Below are 25,906 nucleotides of genomic sequence, written 5' to 3'. Positions count from 1 at the left end.
CCCCGATAGAATATCGGGAAAAGGCCGTGGCATAATACTCTTTTTATGACTGTCTACTTGACAGGGAGATGACCACTCCACTTCTTTTTTCATCACCTATTCTCCTTCCACTACATACTTATCTTCTTTAAATAACGGTATTCGAATGAAATAGTAATATGGCTCATCTCGTATTACTTTCCACGCGACAATAATCACTTGAACTACCTCAAAAGCAAACACAATCCAAAACAAAACATCACTAATACGCGAACCAATATTAAATAGAAGAAAGATTAACAAATGAAAATTGAACGCCTTTCGGCAATGATATTTGTACACTTCATTTTTACGTGCCAGTGTAATGTACATGAGTAGTGGTGAAAAGATTCCTATTGTGACTGAGATTAGTAACATGATGATGGTGTTTCTTTTTTCTTTTGTGGTGGTTTTCATGAGTGGTTTGGTCCCCCCTTTCTAATTTGTCTTCTTTAGATTAGGGGGTGACGTTGGGGGAGGTACAAGGGGAATGTAGAGAAAATTAGACTTTTACTTTGACAGGGGGAAGGTCGTAATAGGGCCTCCTCTCCGAGATCATATTGTAATCTTTTGTTTACTTCTTAGTTCTTCCTTTATAAACACTCTTTGCTTCACTTCTTCGATGCTCTCTAATATCAAACCATCCTAATGTCGTTCATAAGCTTTATCAGCATCGATTACTTCTCCATATTATATACTATATGTTTCTTCTATCTTTGCCATTTACCTCTCCTGGAACTTGAATTAATTCTTTTTAATACTATTTAACTATATCAACAGTAAATTTTTTCTCATGTTTATCTTCCATTATGATATACGAACAGATCACTACTTTTATAAATAAATTGAGTGATGACTTTATTTTTTGCGACAAATTCAATAGAATATTCTGGATTCTATGTTACATAAGATTTATCTTAGGCACTGCATTAAACTAATCAGTTTCTCACTTTAATAATCATTGACAGGTTTCCCCCATTTACTAATGCTAGATTCAATGAGGGATAAGATGCTCTATCATTGCTATCAATAAATAGAGTTCTGGATTATAGTATTAGCTCACAATGTAAAATAGCTATTTTTAATCAAAAAAAATTAAAAACGCAAGTAGAAAAACAAATTATTTTTCTACTTGCGTTTTATTTTATAAACTTATTAGAGAACCCTCTGACCTCTTACATTAAAATGGTACTTTATTTAAGTTAGCAATTAAATACTTCATGATATCTACATCATAATTATCGTATTTTTCATCGAGCTTAATACCATTCCATTTCTCCTTAAATACTTCCTCGACTAAAATATCCATGCCACCTTCCGCATATTCTTCAATAATTTTACGCGCTTCTTTGCGGAATTCTGGATCATTGAATAGCTCAATATTTTTTCCATTTGTCTCATCATTCAAAATAATTGTATACACGAGATTTTCTTCTGATTCATTAAAATAACTTGCGCGGAATTCGCGTCCGCGTTTAGTGACTGGTGTAGTGCGCCCATTACGAGCGCCTAAAGCTGCACATAGTAAGAAAATGTTTTTATATGTAATTTTTAAATCTTTGTTAATCTTCATATAAATTTCTTCATATTTTTGACTCGAATAAATTAGCATTTCTGCTTCTTGTAAAAAACCCATTTACTACACCCCCCTTGTTGTCATTGAATTTTCTAATGATACTTCTTCAATTTCTGCATGGTATGTATCAATTTGATTTATGCGATACCACTTACCTAATCGTCCTCCCTCTTTAACAACACGTTCTTCACTAGTTGTTAATTCTGTATCCGTTAATAATAAAATCCATTGCGAAGTTAACCAAGGAATATTTTCAATTAACTGGTCTCGGTTTACGCCACTTAGACGGTTAAATGGAGAATCCATAAATAATGGGAAAGTGATTTGTTCATAGTCACCTGCTGCTACTTGCGCTAATGCTGTAATGAATGCCAGGGCAACAATCTGACGTTGACCTTGTGAAATATCTTGGGTGATTTCAATGTCATCATGACTGAAAATTTCAAGCTCGAACTTGTCATTAATATTAATTTGTTTAATTAAATTAACGTCTTTTTGATCGATCAAGCGTTTAAAAATTTCTGTTGCTGAATTTTTTAACTTAATACGCATATCCGTACTAAATTCCTTTGCAATAGAACTTAAGTCATAACTCAAAGATCTAATAATATCAATGACTTGTTGCTCGAATGCATTGTTTTGGTTTTCCTTAATAATGCGGTCAAGCTGTTGTTGCAAGGTTTCCTTTTTTACCTTTAAATCCTCAATACGAACTGTAGATTGCACAATTTTTGCTTCTACTTCTTTTGAGTGTTGTTTTTGCTTTTGTAGAGACGTGTTTGTTTGTTCTAAATTTAATTGTTCATTCGTCTTATTTCCAAGTTCCTTTTGAACTTTGTTAATGATTTCTTCAACTTTTCGAATTTCGCGTTCTTTCGCATCAAAATCACGTAATAGTTCAATCGCTTTTTCTTTTATTTCATCCGCAGTGGATGAGCTACTATTAATCATTCGTAAAATCGCTTTTGAATCTTCATTGGTTTGTGAACGCTTGAAATTTCGTTTAAGCAGTTCAATAAATGCCCGGTTTTCTTGATGGATTTCTAAGTTATTATTACAGCATAAGCACACATTTTTTTGTAATGATTCTTCAATGACTTCTAGTGGTACATTACTGTCATTTTCTAAAATGGTACCTTGTAAATAGTTTGAAACATTATGAAATACATCATTCAGAAGTAAATACGGCATATTCACGTAAGCTAATTTAGCAATTTCAGACTTGATTAATTTCAAATGCTCTACAAGTGCTGTACGCATATCTTCTTGTAACTTCAGCTTATCTTGAATAATACCAATTTCTCTATTTTGCGATAGCTGCAGCTCGTATTTATGAATAAGTTCATTACTCACAGTTAGTTCTTCTGTAAGCTTCGATGAAATCTCTTTTTGTTGTGCGATTTTTTGAACCACTCCATCAATTTCTTCTTGCTTACGATGAGTATTTAAATCTGTTGTGCTGTTTACAACGTTGCGCTGCTCTGTATTTTTTAAATTGTTTAATAGTATGCGTGCTTCTTCAACATTATCGATTTGTAATAGCTTAAATATAGCTGATTTTACCTCACGTTTCACTTGATCATTTGTTTTAGCAAGCGTATCAATTTTTTCACCATCAAATAGGAAGAAATCTTTAATATCTTCATCTAAAATTTGGTTCATTATTTTTCCTATTTCAACCGTATCTTCGATTGGTGTTGGTGAATAATTCCCATCGCAGTCGATCTCATAAAATTTAACCGAGCCATTTCGTTCTTGGATACGATTATTTACCTTAACAGCTGCGATCGAACGGCTAATTTCATACTTGTTGCCATTATGCTCAAATAGCACTGTCACACTCGCTTTACACATTGTACCAAGCTTTTCATCTAATAATCGTAAATTCACTAAATGAATTTTTTGTGATGGGTCATCCAGTTGAATATGCGTAGCATTATAAAGAGCAAACATTAGCGCTCTAAAAATACCTGTCTTCCCTTTACCGTTTTCACCGAAAATAATTGTGATATTACGATCTCCTGAAGCGAAATTAATTTTTTGACTCCCATAATATTGTCTAAAGTTTTCAAGTTCCATTGCTAAAATCTTCATTTTTTTTCACCCGCCGCCACAATTTCTCTAATTTTCGAACGTAATCTCGTTACGGCATCACGTTTTTCCGATTCTAACTTCGCAGCATTAATGTCTAATAAAAATTGCTCTAGTAATTTTTTATTTAATGGAGAGAGGTTATTAATCCGCTCCTGTAATTCTTTATTCAAATACGCCATCCTCATATGCCTCCTTCATTTTGTAATATACATCCCATGGTTTCATATCCATTAGATAATTTAAATTGTATGGATCTAAGTAAGGGTAAATTTCATTTTTTGCTGTTGATTGATTAATCGCAGCACCACTAAATTCTGCAAATCTAGGTAGCTCTTTTTTTACGATCATTGTAAACGTATCAGCATCAATACCGTCTGGAAACACGATGAAATCATGAATTTCGGCTAACGTTTTCCCCTTGGCTGTTCGCAAAATACGACCGCGCCGTTGAACAAATTCACGCGGGTTTGATGTACTAGCTAAAAAATAGGCGCTACGCGTACTAGGTACATCGACACCTTCATCTAAACATTTGATGGCGACTAAAACTTGAATCGTGCCATCAGCAAAGGCTTCTAGCACTTTTTTACGTTCTTTATTTGCGACAGTTGAGTCGAATTTATGTACTCGCAAACCCATATCACTTAATGCTTTTGTCAGGACACTTACTTGTCTCTCTGCACAATAAATTAATGTATGCTGAATGACCTCCACATTTCTTTTCTTTAATAATGAAAGTAAAAGTGGGATTTTCCCAGACGCTTTCGCAAGAATTAAAGAGCGTTTACGATTTAATTGCTCAATCTTCTCTTTATCAGCATCTTCACTGTTGTATAAACGAATAATTTGCAGTGTTAATTTTTTATAAGCTTCAATTTCGGATTCCGTTAATGAAATGACGTGTGGAAAGTACTCATAAGGTGTTAATTTCCCTGACCCAATCGCAGCTTCTAATGAATACTGATAGACCACTTTATCAAATATTTCTTTTAAGAAGGCTGTCCCAGTTTCATCCCACCAACGATCCGGTGTCGCGGAAAGTCCAATTTTTGCAGTAAAGTTTTGGAATTCAATATTACGAAAAGCACAAGAACCAATATAATGGCACTCATCTGCAATTAATACTGAATGATGCGCAACCTTGTTAATTAAAGCGTTAAAATGTGGTGTTGCTGCCGTCTTGTATGTCGTAATGACAACATGCACATTTAAAATACCAATATTAAAATTCCGAATTTCCTTCTCCAGCTCATCTAGCCACTTTTTTTTTGAATCATAGCAAAGCGTTATATACTCAAAGCCAAATTTTTCACATTCTTGTTTCCATTGCTCGACTAAATGCGTGAACGGTGCATAAATAACTAGAAATAAACGACCATTTATTTTTTTATATTCTGTAACTGCTAACAAACTCGTAATGGTTTTCCCAGTGCCCATCGCCATTTCTAAAATCCCTTGCCAATTGTTATTTTTCAGCATCTGAATAGCATTTTGCTGATATTTGCGAGGCTCAATTGTGACTACACATTGTGATGGCTTAGGCATAGGACCACGCTTTTCTAATAAATTATTTTTTACAGATGCCGGTACATCAATAACACTTAAGCCATTCGTATTATTCGACCAAAGTAATTCGAAATCTTCCTTTGCCCCCTGGATACGGCGTTGGTCTTGCACACCTGAGTACACATCAATCTTTTCGAAATTACTAACGATACCGCCAAATGTTTCATTTGCTGACCCGGAGAAAGCAACACTGTTTCCTTCTTCATCGGTGAAAACACCAAATTTTTCGTGATATATTGCGTTATTATCTGTATGTGCAATTTTAATTTCAAGTTGATCTTTATAAATAAGCCAAGCTAACACATTTAATGTTTCATCCTGCAACGTTGCTGAACTCACTTCAATTTCACGTAACAAGGCACGTTCAATGACATCATGTTTTGCCTTATATCCTTTTTCAATTGCTAAAATGTCTTCGGCGGATAACATCGGATTTGCTACAATTCGAATTTTCCCGCCATTAAATAAGAAAACTTCAAACCCTCTCGCTAACGTCTTTAAACTATGGCTTGAAAAATAGCCTGCGGCACGATCATACTTCAGACTCTCGACTAAACAAGGATAATAAAAATCTTCATGTAGCTGATCATTATCTGAACGATATTTCAAATTAAAGCGAATATCAGTTAGTACCATCGTTTTCACCTCTTATTTCAAAAAATCCAAATGAATCAAATTTGAATAATGGACTATTATAAATTTCATTCGTTAACCGACGCGGGTTATGTGCAATTTTTTTCGAAACTAAATACTTCGCTAAATCTTCCTCATGATATCGACCTGTATATTCTGTCTTCACTATATGAAGGACTAATTGCTCGAAGTTTTCAATCGGCATATCACTTTTCACTAAAAACGGCTTATCAAATCGGTAGTCAATATGCGTTTGAATTTTACGATAGCCTATATGTTCTGCAAATTGACCAATCAAATACTCCGTCCATTCATATGATGAAATCGGTGTTAGGGCCTGGGAGTAGCCAACGAAACCAAATATTGGGCAATATACTTGCGATTCAAACTGTTGCTGCAAATAGCTTGCTAGGCTCTGTTTCACTTCTTCGGTAAACATTAGCAAATTTGCATTAATATATCTCGTATTCGTATAGTTATAAAATAAGCCATCCCTTAAAATATCAGCAGGCAAGCGAGCAACCGTTTGTCCACTGTAACCCTTGCTTTCAACAAACTCTAACATTTCATTTCTCACAATAAACTCTGGGAATTCAGTAGAGATCACCTGCTCAATTTTCGTAATTGAACTATTTGACCAATATAACAATTTCGAATAGCCATTAATGTTTGGATATAACCATTTTATAATGGCTGCCAACGTAACATCCTCAGTTAATTTACAACGTTCAATTAATGATGAGAGTTTTTCATTGAATGCGAGTTCAAATGACAGATCATATGTGAATACATAACCTTTTTCTAACTCACGTTCTATTACATTTTTCAGCGCTACTAATTCTTCATCCGTGAATTTAAAGGACTCGATTGTTTTAACAATATTGTTACTTACCATGACAACCGTTTTCAAGCGTGGAATTAATTGATCTAATTTAACATGTTTCCAGTTAAGATCTTCTAAAATTGCTTCTCGCTTTGCCTCATGTCCATGTGAACGTAAGTAATTTAATAAAATCGTTTCAGCATCAAGTCGATCAGCATTCGCTTTGAAAATATAGAGCGTATTTCGATGACCTGTTTCATACTTATCACCTAAATAAAGTTGAATAATACTGTATAAATGCTCTGGTGAATGTACTCCAATTTCCTGCATTAATGATGTGTACTCTTTAAAGACCCATCGTGGATCTACATATTCCAAAACCGTTAAACGTTCATCGATCACTTGCTCAATCTTCGCTAATAAATCGTCCGTAATAGTCTCACCTTTGTGCAGAGCAAATGTATTACGATCTACTAGAATTACGTTTTCACCTGCTGCAATTCGAGCTGTCACCGACCTTTTACTACTGTCAAACGGAATATCAAATGTATCTTCCATGTACTGTTTGAACAGTCCGTATCCAGCATCATCCATCTCAATTGGCTCTTTTATGACATTCTTAAATAAGTAATTAATACGTGCAATTATACTAATCGTTTTCTTCACATAGATATTATTTACTCGCTTGTAGTTATGTGATCGGATGAGTAAATCTACCACTTCTCTTGCAAAATTAAATATGTCTTCATCAAATAATTGCTTTAGCTCATCTATTTCAATAATCGGCTGTGAGTAATCGATCTTTTCAATATTTTCACGAATCTCTTCATAGTCCGAAGTTAAAATATAACGATCTAATTCACTTAAATATGTAATTGAATCATCAATATCAAAGAAGATATCCAGTAGCGTTTTATATAGATCTCCTTCTATCTCAAATGCTTGCATAAAATCATCAAGCGTCAACAACTTTGAATGCTCAGTACAATATTGGAAGTATTGCTTTAGATTCAATTGCTTTTTATAAGCCGATAATCGGTTGCGACCTTTTGCTTCAATTTGACGAACACGTTCACGTGTCACATCAATCGCATCGCCTACTTCTTGAAGTGTTTTTGTTCGCCGTAACAGTAAAATCTCAAGCTCACGTGGATTTATAACACTAACGACTTTTCCCAAAACTTCTTGTATGTCCTTCATATGATTTAATTCCACTAAAATGTCACTAAACACTTTTTTATAATCCATATCATCCAGCACGTCAAATAAACATAGCTGCAAGTCGAGTGAATTGTCCCATGTGATTTCGAACATTTCTTGCATCTCAGCTAACGAATAACTTAAAACATATTTAAATTTAGGATGGTCTCCAATTTCACTAATAAGCTGATTAAATTGCTGTTGCTGCCTTTCAGCTAGTATTTCATCTGAAGAATCAATCACTTGTTGACATACTTCTTCTGCTTTTTCAAATGGGAAATCTGCTTGATACATTCCTAGCTCATCTGCTGCATAAAAATCATCAATAAATTTTAAATAATCAAGATTGATAAATTCCACAATAGATTTAAATGAGTTGTTTTGTAATAAAGTAACGGCATCACTCACATCGAACTGCAAAGCATTAAACTTACGATGAATTTCGTGATAAAGCTCCATTACTCTTATCGCTGTCTTTGTTCTTACATGTTTCTGATATCTGTATTTCTCAACAAAGTCAACAGTTAATTCCGAAAATTTCCGAATGTCGTTTACATGACAATATTTAAGAAATGTTGAATAGATTGTATCTTCATAAAAATACTTGACAGGCGCATCTAGCATAGAAACATCATTTGTTGGTACTATGTCTAAAGATTTTTCTTCACAACATTCCATTTGTACCCTCTCTAATTCATAAGGTATTCCAACCGTATGAATTGGTGAAGCCATGTATTCATTCACAGGAACAATTAAAAAACCCGCTTCTTTAAATATTTCTTGAAGCAGCACAAATGAAGCCCCTTGCGTAAAATGTAACATCCCCTCAAGCGGCATATTTTTAAAAAATAAATCTGAACGTACGTTAAACCGTTCAATAAAATTATTTGCCCCTAACATCGCAAAATCAATTTTTTCAAAAGCGTATGTATTATCATTTTTGTAAAGAATATGCTGAATTTCATACTTTCGGTCTAATAAGTAATTACTCTGGTATTCAGGCTGAAACCCAATTCCACGTAGCACTAGCTCATCTCGAACGTTATAGAATAGCTTACTATCGGTACTGTATAAATGACGCATATAGTCAATTGGATTTTCATTTAATAGCTGCATTAAATTTTCACTATGAATCTCTAAATTTAAATTGCTATAGTAAGGAGGTATGTTGAAAAATTCATGTAATTGTTCCATTCACAGTCACCTCTAAAGTATTTCTCAATTTTACCATCTTTTCAATTTAATTAAAATTTTTTGGATGTTAATTACTTTTAGTATAACAAGTTCGAGATCATTAATCTATTCAGGTTCTTAGGAGGAGTTATAGTATTTAACGATAACTGCATCCTTTTCAGAGCTTAATATTTCAAAAAAGATACATCCCGATTAACTTATTAAGATACTATAATTTGAGTACCCAAGGTGGCGTAAGAACTGACTTTCTTCTAATTCCGCACTTACTTATAATACAGTTCCCTGCGACCTTGCTAAACGAAGTTTAATTTAACTAGTAATAGAGCAACTTCAATCTTATAATTAAAAAGATACTATATAGAAAGTCGTGATTGCCCAGATGAATGATATTAATTTAACACAACTAAAATTAAGAGCAATGAATGGTGGTCAATTTCAACAGTTTGCAGAATCCTTCTTGAGAAACGACTATAGAAATATTGAATTTCTAACAGATTATGGTGCTGTTGAAGGCACTGGTAAAACTAGACCTGGACAACCAGATATATATTTTAATACACCCAATGAAGCATATGCTGTTGAAGTTACCACTGATAGCGATAATAGTAAATTAATAAAAGATACTGAAAAAGCGATAGACTTTTTAGATAAAATTGATTTTTCAACTAAATGGGTTGTACTATTCTTGAGTTTCGAGCCTAACCCAGAAAAATTAAATGAGTGTAAAGAGAAATGTAAAAGTAAAAATATTAATTTTAAAGCATACAGTAACAGTGATATAAGTTGGAAGTTAGATTACAAGTACTTGGATTTAAGATATGATTGGCTTAAGATTCCTCTATATTCACCACAAACTTTAGAGATTTTCTCACATGATAATGCATCAGAACAAATTTATAGAACGCTATCAAATATAAGTATGATAAAAACTGAACAATTGATAGATTTTAATGCCTTAGTTAATGAATTATATATGAATGCCATTACGCATGGAGAGGCTCATAATTTTAGTTTAAGCTATAATCATAGTAAATTAATAATTTCTGAAGATGGTATAGAGTTTAACTTTTTAAATAAGGCAATTGAATTTACTGGGGATTTCCCACTTAATAGCCATGGTGGAACACAAACATTTAAAGAATTTATTGTGAAACATCCTGACTTTAAGATTACTTATAACAGAAAAAACGAAAAAAATATCTATTCGATATTCCCAAAAGAGCAAAGTTTTATTAATATTTCTGAAGAATGCGAAGTTCAAATAAGTTCAATAAATTATAATTTCATCACAAATCCAGATACATATTTAAATATTTGTGATAAATGTGCTAGTATAATAATTTATATAAATCGCTGGGATTTTTTCAGAAGTAGAAGGTATAAATTAGATCTAATTCTCTTACAGACTGTACAACATGAAAATTATAAAAATCAAAGTTTTATAATTTATATCCCTTCAAATGGCGTCCCTGACTATTTTAAAGAAGAATTCGATACTCTCTTTAAATATGAAATTCTTAAAAATAAAATTTTTGTAGTTGAAGGAAACGACGAAATCTTCTAAAAAAGAACGAGTTATGCTAAAATAACTCGTTCTTTTTAGTTGCAATTATATATCCGTAAAAAACCACACTCACTTAGATATATTACGATTCAATACAATGAATCCTAAATAAAATTAGGTCTTATAGATATTTCAATAAAACCTAATTTTCACTACCATATCTTTAACTTTCTTTTCTAACCAACTTCATAATATTATTCACATGGGACTTTTTTTCTATTATACAATTCAATATTCTAATGAATAAAAAACCACGATTTTGTGTGCTATATCCCCTGGGAGTACTGATGAAATAAGCATTAATCTATTAAAAACCTTTCTAACTCTTTATCACAATAATACACATTACCCCCTTTCATTCCACGTGCCATTAGAGTTTTATATGTATTTTTAACAAGAGTAATTAGCGGATCAATTTGACCTTTCTTCGGTTTAGCTGGTTTTGCACCTTTATCTTTAAATTCATCTCTTCTAATAATCAGAGTGCTACCTCCTTTGTCATATCCTAAATCATTACCAATTATGGAACCAGCATAATCCATTTCTAAGCCTTGCACAGTATGTGCACAATCAATTCGATTTGGATCATTCCATAGTATAGTAAAATTTTGTTCCTTAATTACAACATCATGTGCCAATTCTTTTCCCTTAGTATTTTTAGTCCACCCCCAAGCATAACCTGCTAATAGCCTACCGCCACGTTTCTCAATAATCTCTCCTCTTAATGTATGAGGATCCAATATAACTTTAAAATCAAAATCTCCTTCAAGTACTACATTATTATGAAACAGTTTTATGTACCCTCGTAAATATTTCGCAAGAAAAAAGCCTATCAAGTAGCACTGAACCAATCGTATCTTCTCATCTTTTGGAACTTCAATTTGAAGCATCAACCAAAAAAGAAAGGTTATTTACAGATGAAGCGTATCCCAAACACTTTCGTTGGGCATGAATACATAAAAAGGAGTAATAAGAGAGCAAATTATAAAAGATTTCATCCTTAACCGTGATCAATAAACTTTAATTTTTTGCTAACAAAATTTTCAAAAACATATCCTAAAGAAGTAACTATTATCATAATCCTGTAATGGAAATATTCTTTAGTCTCGTAAAAATTGCGGATTAATATTCACAAAACATAAAAATCATTCAATCCAACCGTGCTAAGAATTGTACTAGGACACATTCATTACTACAATTGCGAATCCAAGAAAAATAAAACTACCCGTCTCCAAAAGAATGTAGAGTACAGGTAGTTTAGGTGTTTTGATCCATGATCCACTTTTTTAGTCAATTAATAGTAAAACAAAGTACTTTTTACTGTTCACTAGAGAAGATCATATCATAATTATTTATACACATTCCTTGATTTTTCTCATTTCAACTCTTTCTAAAACATGGTAAACGGCTTGGGCAATATTCCACCCCAAAACAGGTGGTACTGCGTTACCAACCATCTTGTAAGTATGCGTTCCTGGTCCTAAAAGTTCAAAGTTATCTGGGAATGTTTGTATTCTAGCACATTCACGTACCGTTAGCCTTCTCCATCCAGACATATCCTCTGGATTCTCTGAATTCGACGATTGGTAATGTGCTTCAATATTCCCATGATGTTCTGCCCTAATTGTACAAGACGGCTCGTCTTTTTTAATACGATTATTCCCTTGCATCCGTCGCCCCGGATAGAATTTAGCATTAGAACGTTGATTATGATTAAATAAAGTCTCATCATCTTCTCTTCCCCATAAATCTCCAATCGCTTCTTGGGACGTCATCCATCTACCTTCATGCGTTGGAACAGGTGGATAGAACTCAACGTCTAATTCCTCCCTAACCCCTACAATAAATACACGTTTTCTTGTTTGAGGAACTCCATAATCAGCTGCATTTAATAAATGATGTGACACCTTATATCCGCTTTCCTCGAAGTCATTCTTTATAGTCTGTAATATTAACCCATTTTCTAAATTCACTAAACCTTCCACGTTTTCAGCAACAAAAACTTTTGGCTTAACATGATCAATAACACGCTTTAATTGCAAATATAGTTGTCCACGTTGTACTGTAATACCTTGGCGTTTTCCTGCTACGCTAAAATCTTGACAAGGAAACCCCCCTAGAACAATATCTGCATCTTTTGGTATTTCTTCATCCTTAATCTCGGTGATATCTCCAATTACTATATGGTTACCAATATTATGCCGATATGTCTCAGCAGCTTGCTTATAAATATCATTTGCCCAAATAACATCAAAATTATTACTTTCAAAATGTTTCCCGAAAATTTCAAAGTTACCTAAAAAGCCAAGGTCCAATCCCCCACATCCAGAAAATAAAGATATTACTTTATACTTTTTTTCCAAGTTTAACACCTTCCATTCTTTAACAAAAACATCTATAATCTATTTAAACCACACTTAAAAATCCTCTTAATTAGTATATAAATTTTATAACTACAGGAGTTATAAGTCAAGGAGATTATAAGATGATTGAATTTCACTTACACAAGATACTTGAAGAATTTAATATATCACAATCACGTTTCGCAAAGTTAGCTTGCGTTCGGCCAAATACAATCAATGATATGTGCAAAGGACAAACTAAAAGAATAGAAATACACACACTTATAAACATATTAAATACTATTAATCAATTAAGTAATAGATCTATTTCATTAAATGATCTAATGGTATACAAAGGAGCTACCCATGATAACAACTATACTGACAGAAGTTTCACAATTAATAAATAACAATAAAGATCTTTACACTGAAATAACTTCCAAAAAGGGGAATAAGGGGGTTTTATTTGAAGAAAAAGTTTCTATGCTTATTACGAAAGTAATTGAAAGCTCTTTTCCTAATCATTCTTCTTATCAAACGGGTGCCCAAACATTTCCGGACGTTATAATTAAGGATAAGACTTCCTTGAAGGAGTATGGAGTTGAAGTAAAATACTCTGAAAAAAGAAACTGGCAATCGATGGGGAACAGTATATTCGAAGGCACCCAAATAGATAGCGTCGAATGCGTATACGTTTTATTTGGGCAAAAAAATACAGAAACAGAACGTATTGAAACAAAGGTACGACTATATGATGATGTTTTAGAGGAAATTAAAGTTACTCATTCGCCCCGTTTCATGATCAATATGGACTGTGAAAAAAATGTTTTTAAAATCATAAACACAAACTATAGTGAATTTAAATCTTCTAGCAAAGAAAAAAAAACAGATTATATTCAACAATATTTTGTAGAAACTTTAAAACCTGGTCAAAAAGTTTGGTGGATAAATCATACTGCCGATGCAGATGAAGCAATCCCTGTTAAATTAACTGCATTTAATCAATTAGATTCTGTGCAGCAAAGAAGAATGATTTTAGAATCTTTCATTCTATTTCCTGAAGAAATTTTAACGAGTACATATGATTCTGTGACAATTCACTGGTTATCTAAATATAACGTCTATAATCCTTCCCTAAGAGATGCTTATACAGCCGGGGGACGGGAACATCTCTCTATAAAAAAAGAAAACCAAATTAATGTATATCTAATTTCTCAAATTTACGCAAAACTCTTCCATTATTCTAATGATATAAAGAAAATACTGAATAATATAGCAGCAGAAGAAAACCATGAATTACGAAATTCCATTGAAAATCTATGGGAACTTAAAATTACAACTACTACAAACGTGGAAGATGAGTGGATAAATAAATTACAAGGGATTACTAGTAACCCTTGTAAAGAAAACCCTATTATTAAACCTATTGATATTTATATTTCAGGATTAACCCTTTAGTAAAGGACTAAAAACAAAACAGGCATAAAACTCCGGTTTTGTTTTTAGTTTATCATAATCATACTTTGTAGAATAATCATGATTCATATGATTTCAGAGGAATATCCTTCCTTTTTCATAAATGTATTCCCTGACATTCCTCCATACATAATTTAATTTCACTCCTTTTCCCTATTTATGTTTGACATTTTTCAACTTTAATAAAAAAAGGCTCCAATCAAAAAACTTAGTTTGTTCACCTTTCAACAAACTCTACCTATTCTTCAGGATTAAAGGTTTTCATACAACCCCAACATCCTCCGCCCCTCCTCAACAATCTCATCCCTCATTCCCTCAGGCTTAATAACCTTCACAGAACCACCCATACCCAGAATCCATTTCTTAACCGAACTTTTCCCACTCATTATTGCTTTGAAATTGATACTACCATCTGAATTTTGTTCTATTTTCTGCTCTTCTCCCCAAATCGACTCCGGTACAGAATTAGCAAATGGCGGATAAATAATTAATTCTACTCCAAACGTTTCATTTACTATACCTAACTTTGGACATATCCCTTCCAAATCAAAATTTTCCGGGATCGTATATCTATCAAACAATACTTGAATATCCTTAATTCGCACTAATTTGAACTTACGTATGTCATGTTTATCATTACAGAAAGCTATACAATAAAAAAATTCGTTATAATGTACAAATCCATACGGCTCAATAGTGCGTTCTGATTTTTTACCATGGCTATCTTCATATTTAATTCTTACCTTATTCCCTCTACTAAAAGCCTCTTGCAGCTTTAAATATTTCCTATTTTCTCCCCAAAACTCATAATTTGGTCTAGATCGCTGAACAAAATGAATATAACGTGCTTTATCCGCTTCAATTTTCCTCAGGGCTTTTAATTTATCGAGAGCTACTTGTGCATCATTCGAATAGATAGGATTTCCCTTAGCAACCAATTGCTCAACTGAAAATGTTAACGCAGTTAATTCCTTTGGAGATAAGTTCTTAATCGGAAATAGGGATGTATTAGAAATATAGTACCCGCCATATCTCCCACGTTCACTTTTAATATCAATATTTGCATCTGCAATGTCCTTTTTATAATCACGAACCGTTCTTGCATCTATTTTTAATTCGTATGCTAGTTCACTACTTTTCATTTTCCCCCTTGCATGTAGCAATTCAATCATACGGAGGGCCTTACTTATCTTACTCATCAATCTCTTCCTTCTCTATAAAAAAGTTGGCATAAAATTCATGCCAACTTTCTTTGAATTATTCATATTGATAAACACCCTCGCATTATGTATACAATATTAAAATACAACGGCAAGCTGTCCATCTTCTTCCAAAATTATATCATCTTCCCAATCATCTTGTTGTATATATACATCATCTTGCGCAATATATTTTTTAATAGACCTTACCATATGCATAGGCAGCGGTAATTGCGTATGCTTTTCAAATGTAACTACCATACGTCGCAAGTAATCCACCATGCATGCTAGCTCGTCTCTTTCATCCTCTTCCGCTCCTGAAACAATAATCTCAACGGCTCGTTGTTGGAATATCATTTTTTTAGGTGCATCAATTTTTTTAGCGGTATTGGCAACACCTTTCATTGTGGAAGGACGTAAGCCAACGCTATAATATATACCTGTTTCATCTCGATATAAGCCCGATTTTTTATTAATATAGCTGTCTTTTTCATGAATAAAGTACTGTGGTACATCACTTGTCTGATTGATTCGAATTACACGAAGGTTCTGGAATGTAGCAAGCATGTCATCAAATTGCGTTATTTCCTCCAACTTCATTTTTGGGTTGGCTAATTCCGGAATCCATCCATATCTTAAAGTAGCTTCTGCAATGAAGCAAACTTGCTCGTCTGTTCTATTTAAAATATGTAATAACTCATTTACAATGAATGGTTTTAGTTTCTCGTTTTCTTTGTATTGCAAGAATTTTTTATGATTGTATACATTTAAAACACTATCATCTAGTGATCTCCACTTATCATCACCATACAATTTATATTCAAGCTTTTCCCCTTGAATTTTTGTGAGAACAGGTAAAAATTCCGTCCCTCTTCCCCTTTTTATCCTCATTAATGACAGGCTTACAATCGTTCCTTTGTAATGAAACTTATTCCAATTTCGTCTTCGAAACCCTTTATCAGCCAATAGATCTAATAGTGAATTAAATATTCTTTCATCCCCTGCATCATACTCTAGCGGATGAATAAACTGCGTAATTCTTCCTGTGCGTGCTAAGCCTTCACGTATCGCATGCTTCGGGTCAATTTTTTTATTTTCATATGCATCTATTTCTATTAACGATAAAGTGTTCTGTTCACACCTCTCGATATTACGTACTAAAGTTTGTATATGCCTAGCAGCTGCTTTTTCTTTATACTGATCATAGTCTAAATCCTGTACAATTCCTTCCGGTGATTTTGCTACTATTTTCAAGGTCACTTCAGGCTCTGTCTTTAATACAAAACAATTATCATCCTCTGTTTTTACTGCCAATTCTTTTTTTACTAAAACCTCTTTCACTTTATCTACCATATGGTGAGAACATATCTCGAGTTGTAGCTCTTCTACCCTACTAGGAGCATATAAAGGTAAAATGTGATCGTTAAATGAAGTTTTCACTTCTTTACCAGGATTCATAATTTCAAAATTCGGAAATTTATTCATAAACACATTTAATAATTCCTCTTTTTCAGGCAATCCGATCCCTCGTTGTACTTTTGTTCCCACAATTGAAAATGTACTTTCATTGTACACACATAATATTTGCTTATCTGCTCCCTCAATATATGATTTCGGATCCTTCATCACCTCGTTTAATTCTGGCAAATCTCCTAAGATTAAATCATCTAGTAACTTAAACGAATTCTGCTCCCATTTCACCCCTGATTTCCCTTGTTCTATCTTCAATTTTGCAAAGGTTCTTTTTTCCTCATTCATAAACGGATTCGGAATAGAGACATACACCGTGACATTTTGCCTATTACGAATTAAATTTACTAATTTCGTTCCTTTTTGATAGTAACGTCTAATTCCAAATGATACTTTTAATAAAGGTTTATTTTCAACTCCGCGTGTAATGGCCTCAAATCGATATACGTAAGAAAAATAATCTTGTCTATTATTTTTTCTAATAGGCTCTGATATCGCTTCAAAGACTTTCCCGGATTGAATTCTATAGAATGTAACATCACTCGCTATTTCTGGCGACACAGATAAATGAAGTGGTTCCTCGCATATTTTATCCGTAACTATAGCTGGAACCCATTTGAAATGTGCATTATCATCTCCTTCAAATACGTCCTTAACACTACCATTATGCCATTTCATTTCACTATCTATTAACATAGGCATTTCATTATTCTCATCAAGGACTTTAAGCCAGGCCTTACATACGTATTCAAATTGCTCTTGATGTAAAGGACGTTTCGTCACAATCCAAGGTCTTTTTCCCATTAATGCTTGTGCATCGTTTTGAATAAATAAAATGTCAGAGAACATAACGAACAATCTCTCCGTCAATCCTTCTAACTTCTTTTTTAATTTCCATTGTTCTGCAGGCTTTCTGAGTAAGTTAATCCAATCCTCAGGCCAATATGTATAAAAGACGTTTTCTTTTTCTAAGACAGATACTACATCCTTAAACGCTAACAATTGAAGTTGCTTCATTATAAATCAATCCTCTACTTTCCACATATTCTCTATACTTGTAACAAAAGGCCCATATAAAGCCATAAAAATCTCATCATCTTTGTATTTTTGCATCTTCATTCTCCAAAATTCCAGTAAAGATGGTACATTAGGGTTTTTATTATGGAAGCTCCCATCACAGTAATATACACGAGCATTCTTCCCACCACGTAATAATCTACCTATCATTTGCCAAACTGGAATAAAGATAAACCAAGATAAAACTTCTCTTTCTTTCGAAGTTAACACCGCCCAAAAATCTGCTCGTTTATACATTGACTCAAAACGCCCCATACTAAGTTTACGTAACTGCTTTATAGCCTTACCGTAATGAAGACCTCTACTTTCAATCTGATTCATAAAGACTGGAAATGCTGCATGTAAAACTTGAATCATATAATTAAAATCATTTGGTACCGGATAAGGCCTTACAAGAAAGAATACCGAGCCAAATAAAGCACCTGTACCTCCATCTAAAATATTAAAACCACGTCCGACAGACATTAACGGCACAATTAGTATTTTCTGTTCTTCTTTCCTAAACATTTCAATTTGACTCCTAGGAAAGGCATTTTTTAATTTATCATTTTCCCGTGTTAATACACGATATTGTTTTGATAATCTCGGAATCATTTCTAATGTATTCGCAACAGTTTTAGCATCCTCATATGAATTAACTACAAGTAAAATCCGCCTGTTTTCTACTTGTAATGTTTTCAACTCAACTAACAACCTATCTTCTAAAGATGCTGTAAGTTTACTTAAATTTTCAGCCCTCTTCTGTTCACGTTTTCCTGAAATACATAGAAGTTCTCCATCTTTTTCATCAAAAGTTGGTACGTATGACTGTTTAATTTTAGAAGGAGGCAATTCCGATTGAATTAACCATTTAGGTTTCATTGCTATATCATAATGGTCTGACCCTGGCGCTAAGCTTGTACCAGAAAGTAAAACAACCGCTGGACCCTTTTTCTTAAAGGCTATTTCATACATATTAGACCAGTCATATAAGAACTTTCTTCCAATCCCTGAATATTCAAGGATTTTAAAATTACCAAACTTATCATCTTCAGTTTGTTCATATCTATATCCAAACAACTTTCCAGTCATAGCATCAAGTAAAAAGGGCTTATACTGTTTTGCTTTTGTCAAAAGAGGTGATACATCATATCCAATTCCTAATCTACTTTGCACAGCAGGATAATAAGAAAGTAGAAACTTAATATTATAGTCTAAGTATGAAAAGTATAAATAAAATTCTAGTAAGTCTACCGCATCACGTGTAATTTGATTATCCATTTTAAAGAGCTTAGCTACTTCTTGTAAAATTTGATTTTTATTCGGTTCTTTCGCAAGTAACTGATCCAACTTACGCTTTATTTGAACGGTTTTCCTTGGATCTACAGCAAATTTCCTTAACTGTTTTTCAATTTTTCTTTGTTCCTCTTCATCTTTTGTAACTTTTTTAGATAATTCATACGCTAGCTTATTAGGAAATAACAGTTTATTTTTCAAAGAATTCCGTATTTTTGGTGTGTGACTTAATTTTGCATATAATGACCAAACAGCTTTCTCTAACTCCCTGGAATTGAGTTGCCAACGCTGAATAAGCTTATCATTAGCAAACTCAGTATATCTTCCTGTAATGTTATTACTCATTGCATAAAGTGATTTTTCAAAAAAAGAATTATTATTACCAAAAGCATCGATTTCAACCGTAAATTGCTCATCGAACTGCTTTTGAACTGCATCTGCTTCATCCACAAAAATAATATCTAATAAATCATACATTGCTTCATAAATTGTTCTTTCAAGGGGATCTATAACCGCAGGAATACTAGAAGTTATTAAACTTGCAGTTGTTGCTACCCATACATCGGCATCTATTAGCTCTGTCCACTCCTTATATACACCACATGTATTAGCTAAAGGACATAAAACCGTTTTATCACCTTGCTTTATAGACTTACATGGATAATAATTATTACGTTCAAAATCATTAGCTAAAGCTTTTAATGTACATGAATCCGAGATAGAAGCTAACGAATGAAACGTCTGTGTTAAGAACTGCGACACGTCTTTAGAGGGATCTACATAACTTTCTAAAAAACGTTTTTCATGATTTGCCCGACTTCCTTTTCCAATAATAGGAACCGCCTTAATACCAAGATCACGTAATTCCTGTACACGATCTAGAACTTGAAAAACGCTATTTTCAATAAAACCAACTTTGGCCCCTTTTTCTTTCACTTGATGATAGGTTTCTAACATCATCCAAGTTGATTTTCCAGCTGCTAATCCACCTGCAATATGCTGCGTTTCATGATAATCAAACGTATTTTGCTGATATACGTGGAGACTTTGAAACTTAATCCTTTTAGCACGGTCTACATAGGATTTTTTTGATATCAGCTCCATCTCAGTAGCTGCATTTACCCAATTAGTATTCAAATCTGAGGAGCACTTAATTTTTTCACGATACTTCGGCAACATAGGATATTTCACTTTAATTTTTGGAATTGAACCTGTGTATTTGTGTAACATGGTTTCCACCGTCCGGGAATATGAAAAATCTCCCTCCACAGCGAATTCATAATCTTTCTCTTCTTGCTCTAATACATCAAGTATTAATTTTGCATATACCTTCGTTCTATAAGTTACTATCTGAGGGATTACTTGTATGATTTCTCCATTCTCTTCATGAAATAAACGGTATTTCTTTTCTATTTGCAAATAAGATGCAAGATTGTCTCTCCATATTCTTTCATTAGAAAACTCAGCTAGTAACAACCTTAAATTCATAACAATAGACTTATCTGTATACTTTTCTAATACTGGTTCATTATAACCAACTAATAATGCCCATGCTTCCTCAATAGGCACTTGATGATCTGCTGTTTTCCCACCGTATATAAGGAGTTCCGTTTTGATAATTTGAAGCGCTTCTTCTTTTTCTACATTGAATTCTTCAAACTATTTTTGAAGATCATATATTAATTTGTGCTGCATAAGGTCTCCTCCTTTAAACACTTAAACAGTTCACGCTCCGTCATAATTTGTATATAGACACTGGATTCTTTGCTTAAAGAAGAACATACTAATTCTTTATAGTTAGGATTCATTTTCAATCGATAATTTGGAATAATAACATAAGCATTTTTATGATACTTCTCCAAATAACCTGAATTCTTATTATTAAAAGCATTCGCAAGCATTCTTGGCGATCTGTAATCTTTTACATCTAAATCTATTAACGTATCATTTACATTAATCCTTATATCAAACTCGTCAACGTTCGGATATAATACTGCATCATACTGTTTTAAACGTTTACATATTTTCTCTTCTATCATTCCGGTTAATAACACATATCTTTGTATTCCCGGTCGAACTCTATACACCGATTCACCCTCCGAAAATTTATACGATTCTAAACGCTCAAACGATTGAAAGTGGCCACATATTTGTTCCTTATTACATCTCCAACTTCCTTTTACAAATGATACAGTCCATCCACAATGAGGGCATTTTTTATAATTATCTATGTTATGCGGAACCTGTTCATAACAACTTTCAAACAGCTGATGTAACACGTTATCTTTAATTGAAAATAATATTTTACGCAGTCGCACATATGTTAAAACTGCATTATCCGGACTCGCTATAATAGAACGAATTTTTCTATATTCCTCATCTAAACTATTGTCCCTACAATAATTTAATATCTCCTTCATTACAGATTGATCAAATTCTGCTGGAAATTTATATTCTTCAAGAAAATCCTCTATATCAATAGACAGACCAAACCCTTCAACTAAAAAGGTGGAATCACCCGGGAGTAACTTTTCTATTCCAGCCATTCCCCATTTTTCAACAGGTTTGTGAAGTACCTTGATTAAATCAAAAATATTATTCGGAGGCATATTAGACTGCAATGTATTTTTCATAAATAGTAAATGCCCTTTATGCAATGTCTCAGGAATTTCTGTCCATCCCTTCTTCTCCCATTGCTCCAGCCCCTTTGCAATAAAATAAATCATTTCTTTTATTTCTCTTGTTTGCAATACTATCTCCCTCCCATTCAATACATTTTGTACAGAAACAAACTAAAATTAGATAAATTTACTATACAATAACTAAATCATAACATTAATTGTGGCAGTATTTGCGGTAATTAAAATTATTTTTCTAATTTTCAAAAATAAAGTGACTAATTGTCACTTTATTTCTAGCTTATTACTAAAGTCATAATTCCCACCAATCATCCCACCATACCACCCACTACTCTCCTCCAAAAACCCCCTACTCTCCCCACTTCCCTTATAAAAATCCTCCCAACCCCGCTCCCTCAAAATCCCCTTCCAACTATCACTCTCAACCATCCTCTTAATAACACCATCCCAATAAGCAACCTCTTCCTCCGTCATATCTTTCGGGCCCATGATTCCTTTCCAGTGTTGGAAGATAACGTTGATTCCTTGTTCTTTCCAAGTTGGGATTTCTGGTAGTCGGTCTAGCCGTTTTGGTGCGGATACGGCTAGTATTTTTATTTTGCCGGCTTTGTATTGTTTTTCGGCTTCGGATAGGGTCATAGTTGCGGCGCTTATTTGTTTGTTCATTAGGGCGTTTATGATTTTTTCTTTGTTTTCGTAGACGAAGAATTGTAGTTCAGCTGGGTTTATGCCGAATGCTTTGCTTACTTGTACGAAGGATAGGTGATCGTCGTTTCCTAGGCCGGGGGCAACGCCGAGTTTGAAGTTTTTCTTGTCTTGTTTTAGTTGTTCCATTAGTTCGTTTGCGTTTTCAATGTTTGATTCTTTTGATACGACCACAACTTCCCAATCCGACGCTAATGTTGCGATCGGTGTGAAGTCTTTATATGTTAGTTTACTGTGGCCTAGTAAGTTGTTCGTTATGAGTAAGCTTGAGTTAATCGCCAGTACGTGACCGCCTTTTTGTTTCGTATATTTCCATCCAACATCACCGCTGCCACCTACTTTGTTTGTGACTGTGATTGGTTTTGTGAAGATTTTTTCTTCCATCAGCGTTTTTTGCATCGCTCGCGCTGTTAAGTCCCATCCTGCTCCTTGAACGTTTGGCGCAACGATTTCTACTTTGTCGATGTTCACTTTATTCGTATGGGATTTTTCCGAGGAACAACCAGCTATTACTCCTGCCATAATCCATATACATAGTAATAATCGTTTTTTCATAGTCCTCGTCCTATTCGATATTTTCGTTCTGGTCGCCCGATAATGCCATATGTGTACTCTACTGTACATTCGTTTGTCGCTACTAAGTATTCTAAATATCTTCTTGCGGTTGTTCGGGAGGCACCCATTTGTTCACCCATTTCTTCTATTGTAATGCCCTCTTCGAATCCTTTTATAATTCCTTTCACTTTTTGCAGTGTTAACGGATCAACACCTGTCGGTAAGTTTTTTATGTCTTGTGTTTGTGAAATGCCGAAGAAGTTATCGATGAGTGCTTGATTTACTTCATTGTTACTATGTAATAGTTGTTTCTTTCTTTTATAGTCTTCAATTGTGCGAACAAATTTTTCTAACGTAACCGGTTTTATAAGGTAGTTGCTTACGCCGTTTCGAATTGCTTTTTCCAGCATATGGTTTTCATTTGCCGCTGTTACCATAATGACGTCAACGTTTGGAAAATCGGCATGGATTTTCGGCAATAAGTCCGTACCGATTCCATCTGGTAAGTAATTATCTAATAGAAGTAAATCGATTTCTTCCCTTTGTAGTAGTTCCATCGTTTCTTTTGCGTTTAATGCTTTTCCAATCACTTTTATATCCTTTATTTTTAATAAAAACTCTTCCTGAATTTGCGCGACGCGGAAATCATCTTCTGCAATTGCAACCTTCAACATATGCCCATCCCCCTGTTTGTCATATACTTTCTCTCAATGTTTTCGGAAGGTAAATTGTAAAAATAGCTCCCCCATTTTTCTCATTTTGAATCTCAATTGTTCCCTCTAGTACATCTACCATTTCTTTTACGTTCGCTAGCCCGTAACCACGATCATTTCCTTTCGTTGAAAATCCCTTTTGAAAAATGGTCGTAATTTTTTCTTCTGGTATCCCTATCCCGCTATCTATCACTTCAAACACAATGTCATGTCCAATATCCGTAACAAAGAAGGAAACATTCTTCTCCTCTTGCCCACTCACCGCATCAAACGCATTGTCGATTATGTTTCCAAGAATCGTAATAAGGTGCGAAACTTTTATATGGTCTGGTAGCGGATGAAGCGCACTATCTCCTTCAATATGAAAATCAATTTTCTTCTCAGACGCTGTTCCGATTTTCCCTAATAAAATGGCTTGTACTTTCGCATCATGAATTTGATGAAATAAAATATGGTTTTGGCTTTGATGAATGTTAGATTCTTGTTGAATAAATTCAATCGCTTCTTTGTAGTGCCCTAACTGAAGTAATCCTGATAAGACGAAAAGCTTATTTGTAAATTCATGTGTTTGAGCGCGTAAGTCCTCGGAATACTTTCTTACCTCAGATATCGTATTCACTAAGTTTTGCAGTTCTGTTTTATCTCTAAAACTACATACAACGCCTACCGTACTGTTATTTTCGAGTATTGGCGTCATGTTTAAAATAAACACTTTATCTTGAAATGCGATTTCTTGATCGTTTTCTAGTACTCTCTCCATATGAAATTCTGGTAAAACTTTTGAAATGTGTTGCTGCATATAATCACCATTTACATGTAGCATTTCTTCTGCCGACGTATTCATCATCGTTATAAAACCATTTTGATCAATGGCGATAATTCCTTCTTTTATAGATAGTAGTATCGCGCTTCGTTCTCGGTATAACGCTGCTATTTCATTCGGCTCTAAACCGAGTGTATCCTTACGAATGCTACGCGCTAAAAGGATGCCACCTACAATGCCGGCTAATAACACCGCTAAGGAGAAGAGGATAATTTCTTTCGTTCTACTCAATATGTTAGATTCAATGCCTTTTATTAAAAACTCTACTGTCACAACGCCTACTACTTGATCATAGTCTCCGTTATGAACAATAATAGGTGCTTTCGCCATTAAAGCTGGACCACTTGTACCATTTCCTTCAAGCGTATAATAGCCACCAAAAGTGAGTGCTTCATAGTTATATGGATTGTTACTCTTTGTGCCAATTAACTCCGAATTAGAATGGGAGTACATAACCCCAAAGCGATCTTCTATAATGACAGTATCGGCACCAGCTTGCTCACGAACTTGTTCCGCAATGGATTGGATCGTACTTTTATGCTCATTATTTTGAAAAGCTTCTTTTATAGCTGGCATAAAAGAAAGCGACTTCGCTGTTTGCAGTGCTAACTGTTCTACTTGGCGCTTCGTATCAACGGACTGAATGTACACAAATATTCCCGCTAATAGGAGAACGACAAATAAAATTAACGCGATAATTAAGCTTACTATTTTCGTTTGTAATGACACTTTGCGTGATTTCTTCATGCTTCATATCCTTTGATAAAATATTCAAAACTATCAATCTCCTTTTTCTATTATTATGACAAAACTGAAAATGAAGCAACTATTAAAATATCCATGTACATAAAGTACAAAAAGAATAAAATTGTCATAATATTGAGATTTCGTAACGAAGAAAGTACAATTCAACTACAATGAACACGCTTTCATAATTATCATTTTATTTATAAGCAAGAGGAGG

18 protein-coding genes are annotated in these 25,906 nt (G+C 33.8%); 3 read left to right on the top strand and 15 right to left on the bottom strand.

Annotated features, from left to right (window positions below; genetic code table 11):
- Positions 1-96: 96 nt before the first annotated feature.
- The 6 genes from PDQ68_RS24200 to PDQ68_RS24175 form a co-directional block, all read right to left on the bottom strand.
- A complete protein-coding gene (locus tag PDQ68_RS24200; RefSeq protein ID WP_270787034.1) occupies positions 97-435 on the bottom strand; it encodes a magnetosome magnetite crystal formation protein family in 339 nt (112 codons plus the stop codon).
- Between the two features lie 763 nt (positions 436-1,198).
- Positions 1,199-1,654, bottom strand: coding sequence for a hypothetical protein (locus PDQ68_RS24195; RefSeq protein WP_270787032.1), 456 nt, complete (start codon positions 1,652-1,654; stop codon positions 1,199-1,201).
- 3 nt (positions 1,655-1,657) lie between these two features.
- On the bottom strand, positions 1,658-3,688 hold the full coding sequence (locus tag PDQ68_RS24190) for an AAA family ATPase (RefSeq protein ID WP_270787030.1): 2,031 nt from the start codon (positions 3,686-3,688) through the stop codon (positions 1,658-1,660).
- Positions 3,685-3,867 (bottom strand): hypothetical protein, encoded by a 183-nt coding sequence (locus tag PDQ68_RS24185; RefSeq protein ID WP_270787029.1) that lies wholly within the window; start codon positions 3,865-3,867, stop codon positions 3,685-3,687. Before PDQ68_RS24185 ends, PDQ68_RS24190 begins: the two co-directional genes overlap by 4 nt.
- Positions 3,851-5,890 carry a DEAD/DEAH box helicase family protein gene (locus PDQ68_RS24180; RefSeq protein ID WP_270787027.1) on the bottom strand — a complete coding sequence of 680 codons (2,040 nt, stop codon included), beginning with the start codon at positions 5,888-5,890 and terminating at the stop codon, positions 3,851-3,853. Before PDQ68_RS24180 ends, PDQ68_RS24185 begins: the two co-directional genes overlap by 17 nt.
- Complete coding sequence (locus PDQ68_RS24175) at positions 5,877-9,104, bottom strand: sigma factor-like helix-turn-helix DNA-binding protein (protein ID WP_270787025.1); 3,228 nt, start codon at positions 9,102-9,104, stop codon at positions 5,877-5,879. The genes PDQ68_RS24180 and PDQ68_RS24175 overlap by 14 nt, the downstream gene beginning before the upstream one ends.
- 379 nt (positions 9,105-9,483) lie before the next feature.
- Between PDQ68_RS24175 and PDQ68_RS24170 the strand changes: the two genes are divergently transcribed.
- Complete coding sequence (locus PDQ68_RS24170; RefSeq protein ID WP_270787023.1) at positions 9,484-10,668, top strand: hypothetical protein; 1,185 nt, start codon at positions 9,484-9,486, stop codon at positions 10,666-10,668.
- A gap of 299 nt (positions 10,669-10,967) precedes the next feature.
- Here PDQ68_RS24170 and PDQ68_RS24165 read toward each other — a convergent pair whose 3' ends face one another.
- Both PDQ68_RS24165 and PDQ68_RS24160 read right to left on the bottom strand, forming a co-directional pair.
- Positions 10,968-11,558, bottom strand: a complete 591-nt coding sequence (locus tag PDQ68_RS24165) for a DNA/RNA helicase domain-containing protein (protein WP_270787021.1) — start codon at positions 11,556-11,558, stop codon at positions 10,968-10,970.
- Positions 11,559-12,020: 462 nt separating this feature from the next.
- A complete protein-coding gene (locus PDQ68_RS24160) occupies positions 12,021-13,031 on the bottom strand; it encodes a DNA cytosine methyltransferase (RefSeq protein ID WP_270787020.1) in 1,011 nt (336 codons plus the stop codon).
- A 122-nt stretch (positions 13,032-13,153) separates the two neighbouring features.
- Between PDQ68_RS24160 and PDQ68_RS24155 the strand changes: the two genes are divergently transcribed.
- Both PDQ68_RS24155 and PDQ68_RS24150 read left to right on the top strand, forming a co-directional pair.
- Positions 13,154-13,420 (top strand): helix-turn-helix domain-containing protein, encoded by a 267-nt coding sequence (locus PDQ68_RS24155; protein WP_270787019.1) that lies wholly within the window; start codon positions 13,154-13,156, stop codon positions 13,418-13,420.
- Positions 13,377-14,468 (top strand): hypothetical protein, encoded by a 1,092-nt coding sequence (locus tag PDQ68_RS24150; protein ID WP_270787018.1) that lies wholly within the window; start codon positions 13,377-13,379, stop codon positions 14,466-14,468. The genes PDQ68_RS24155 and PDQ68_RS24150 overlap by 44 nt, the downstream gene beginning before the upstream one ends.
- Positions 14,469-14,737: 269 nt before the next feature.
- Here the strand turns inward: PDQ68_RS24150 and PDQ68_RS24145 are convergent, their stop codons facing one another.
- The 7 genes from PDQ68_RS24145 to PDQ68_RS24115 form a co-directional block, all read right to left on the bottom strand.
- Positions 14,738-15,685, bottom strand: coding sequence for a helix-turn-helix transcriptional regulator (locus PDQ68_RS24145; RefSeq protein ID WP_270787017.1), 948 nt, complete (start codon positions 15,683-15,685; stop codon positions 14,738-14,740).
- Between the two features lie 99 nt (positions 15,686-15,784).
- Positions 15,785-18,172 carry a pPIWI_RE module domain-containing protein gene (locus PDQ68_RS24140; RefSeq protein ID WP_270787016.1) on the bottom strand — a complete coding sequence of 796 codons (2,388 nt, stop codon included), beginning with the start codon at positions 18,170-18,172 and terminating at the stop codon, positions 15,785-15,787.
- Positions 18,173-18,178: 6 nt separating this feature from the next.
- Entirely contained in the window at positions 18,179-21,127 is a 2,949-nt protein-coding gene (locus tag PDQ68_RS24135) for a pPIWI_RE_Z domain-containing protein (protein ID WP_472926915.1), read from the bottom strand.
- Between the two features lie 59 nt (positions 21,128-21,186).
- Entirely contained in the window at positions 21,187-22,257 is a 1,071-nt protein-coding gene (locus PDQ68_RS24130) for a restriction endonuclease-related protein (RefSeq protein ID WP_270787015.1), read from the bottom strand.
- Between the two features lie 153 nt (positions 22,258-22,410).
- Positions 22,411-23,406 (bottom strand): tripartite tricarboxylate transporter substrate binding protein, encoded by a 996-nt coding sequence (locus PDQ68_RS24125; RefSeq protein WP_270787014.1) that lies wholly within the window; start codon positions 23,404-23,406, stop codon positions 22,411-22,413.
- Entirely contained in the window at positions 23,403-24,080 is a 678-nt protein-coding gene (locus tag PDQ68_RS24120) for a response regulator (protein ID WP_049113193.1), read from the bottom strand. The genes PDQ68_RS24125 and PDQ68_RS24120 overlap by 4 nt, the downstream gene beginning before the upstream one ends.
- Before the next feature lie 19 nt (positions 24,081-24,099).
- Positions 24,100-25,689: an ATP-binding protein gene (locus PDQ68_RS24115; protein WP_270787013.1), complete on the bottom strand. Its 1,590-nt coding sequence runs from the start codon at positions 25,687-25,689 to the stop codon at positions 24,100-24,102.
- Between the last annotated feature and the right edge of the window lie 217 nt (positions 25,690-25,906).

The organism is Bacillus cereus group sp. Bc010, assembly GCF_027716745.1.
Taxonomy (GTDB): Bacteria; Bacillota; Bacilli; order Bacillales; family Bacillaceae_G; genus Bacillus_A; species Bacillus_A pacificus.
Note: the sequence above shows the minus strand (reverse complement) of the source record. Positions and strands in the feature narration are given on the sequence as shown.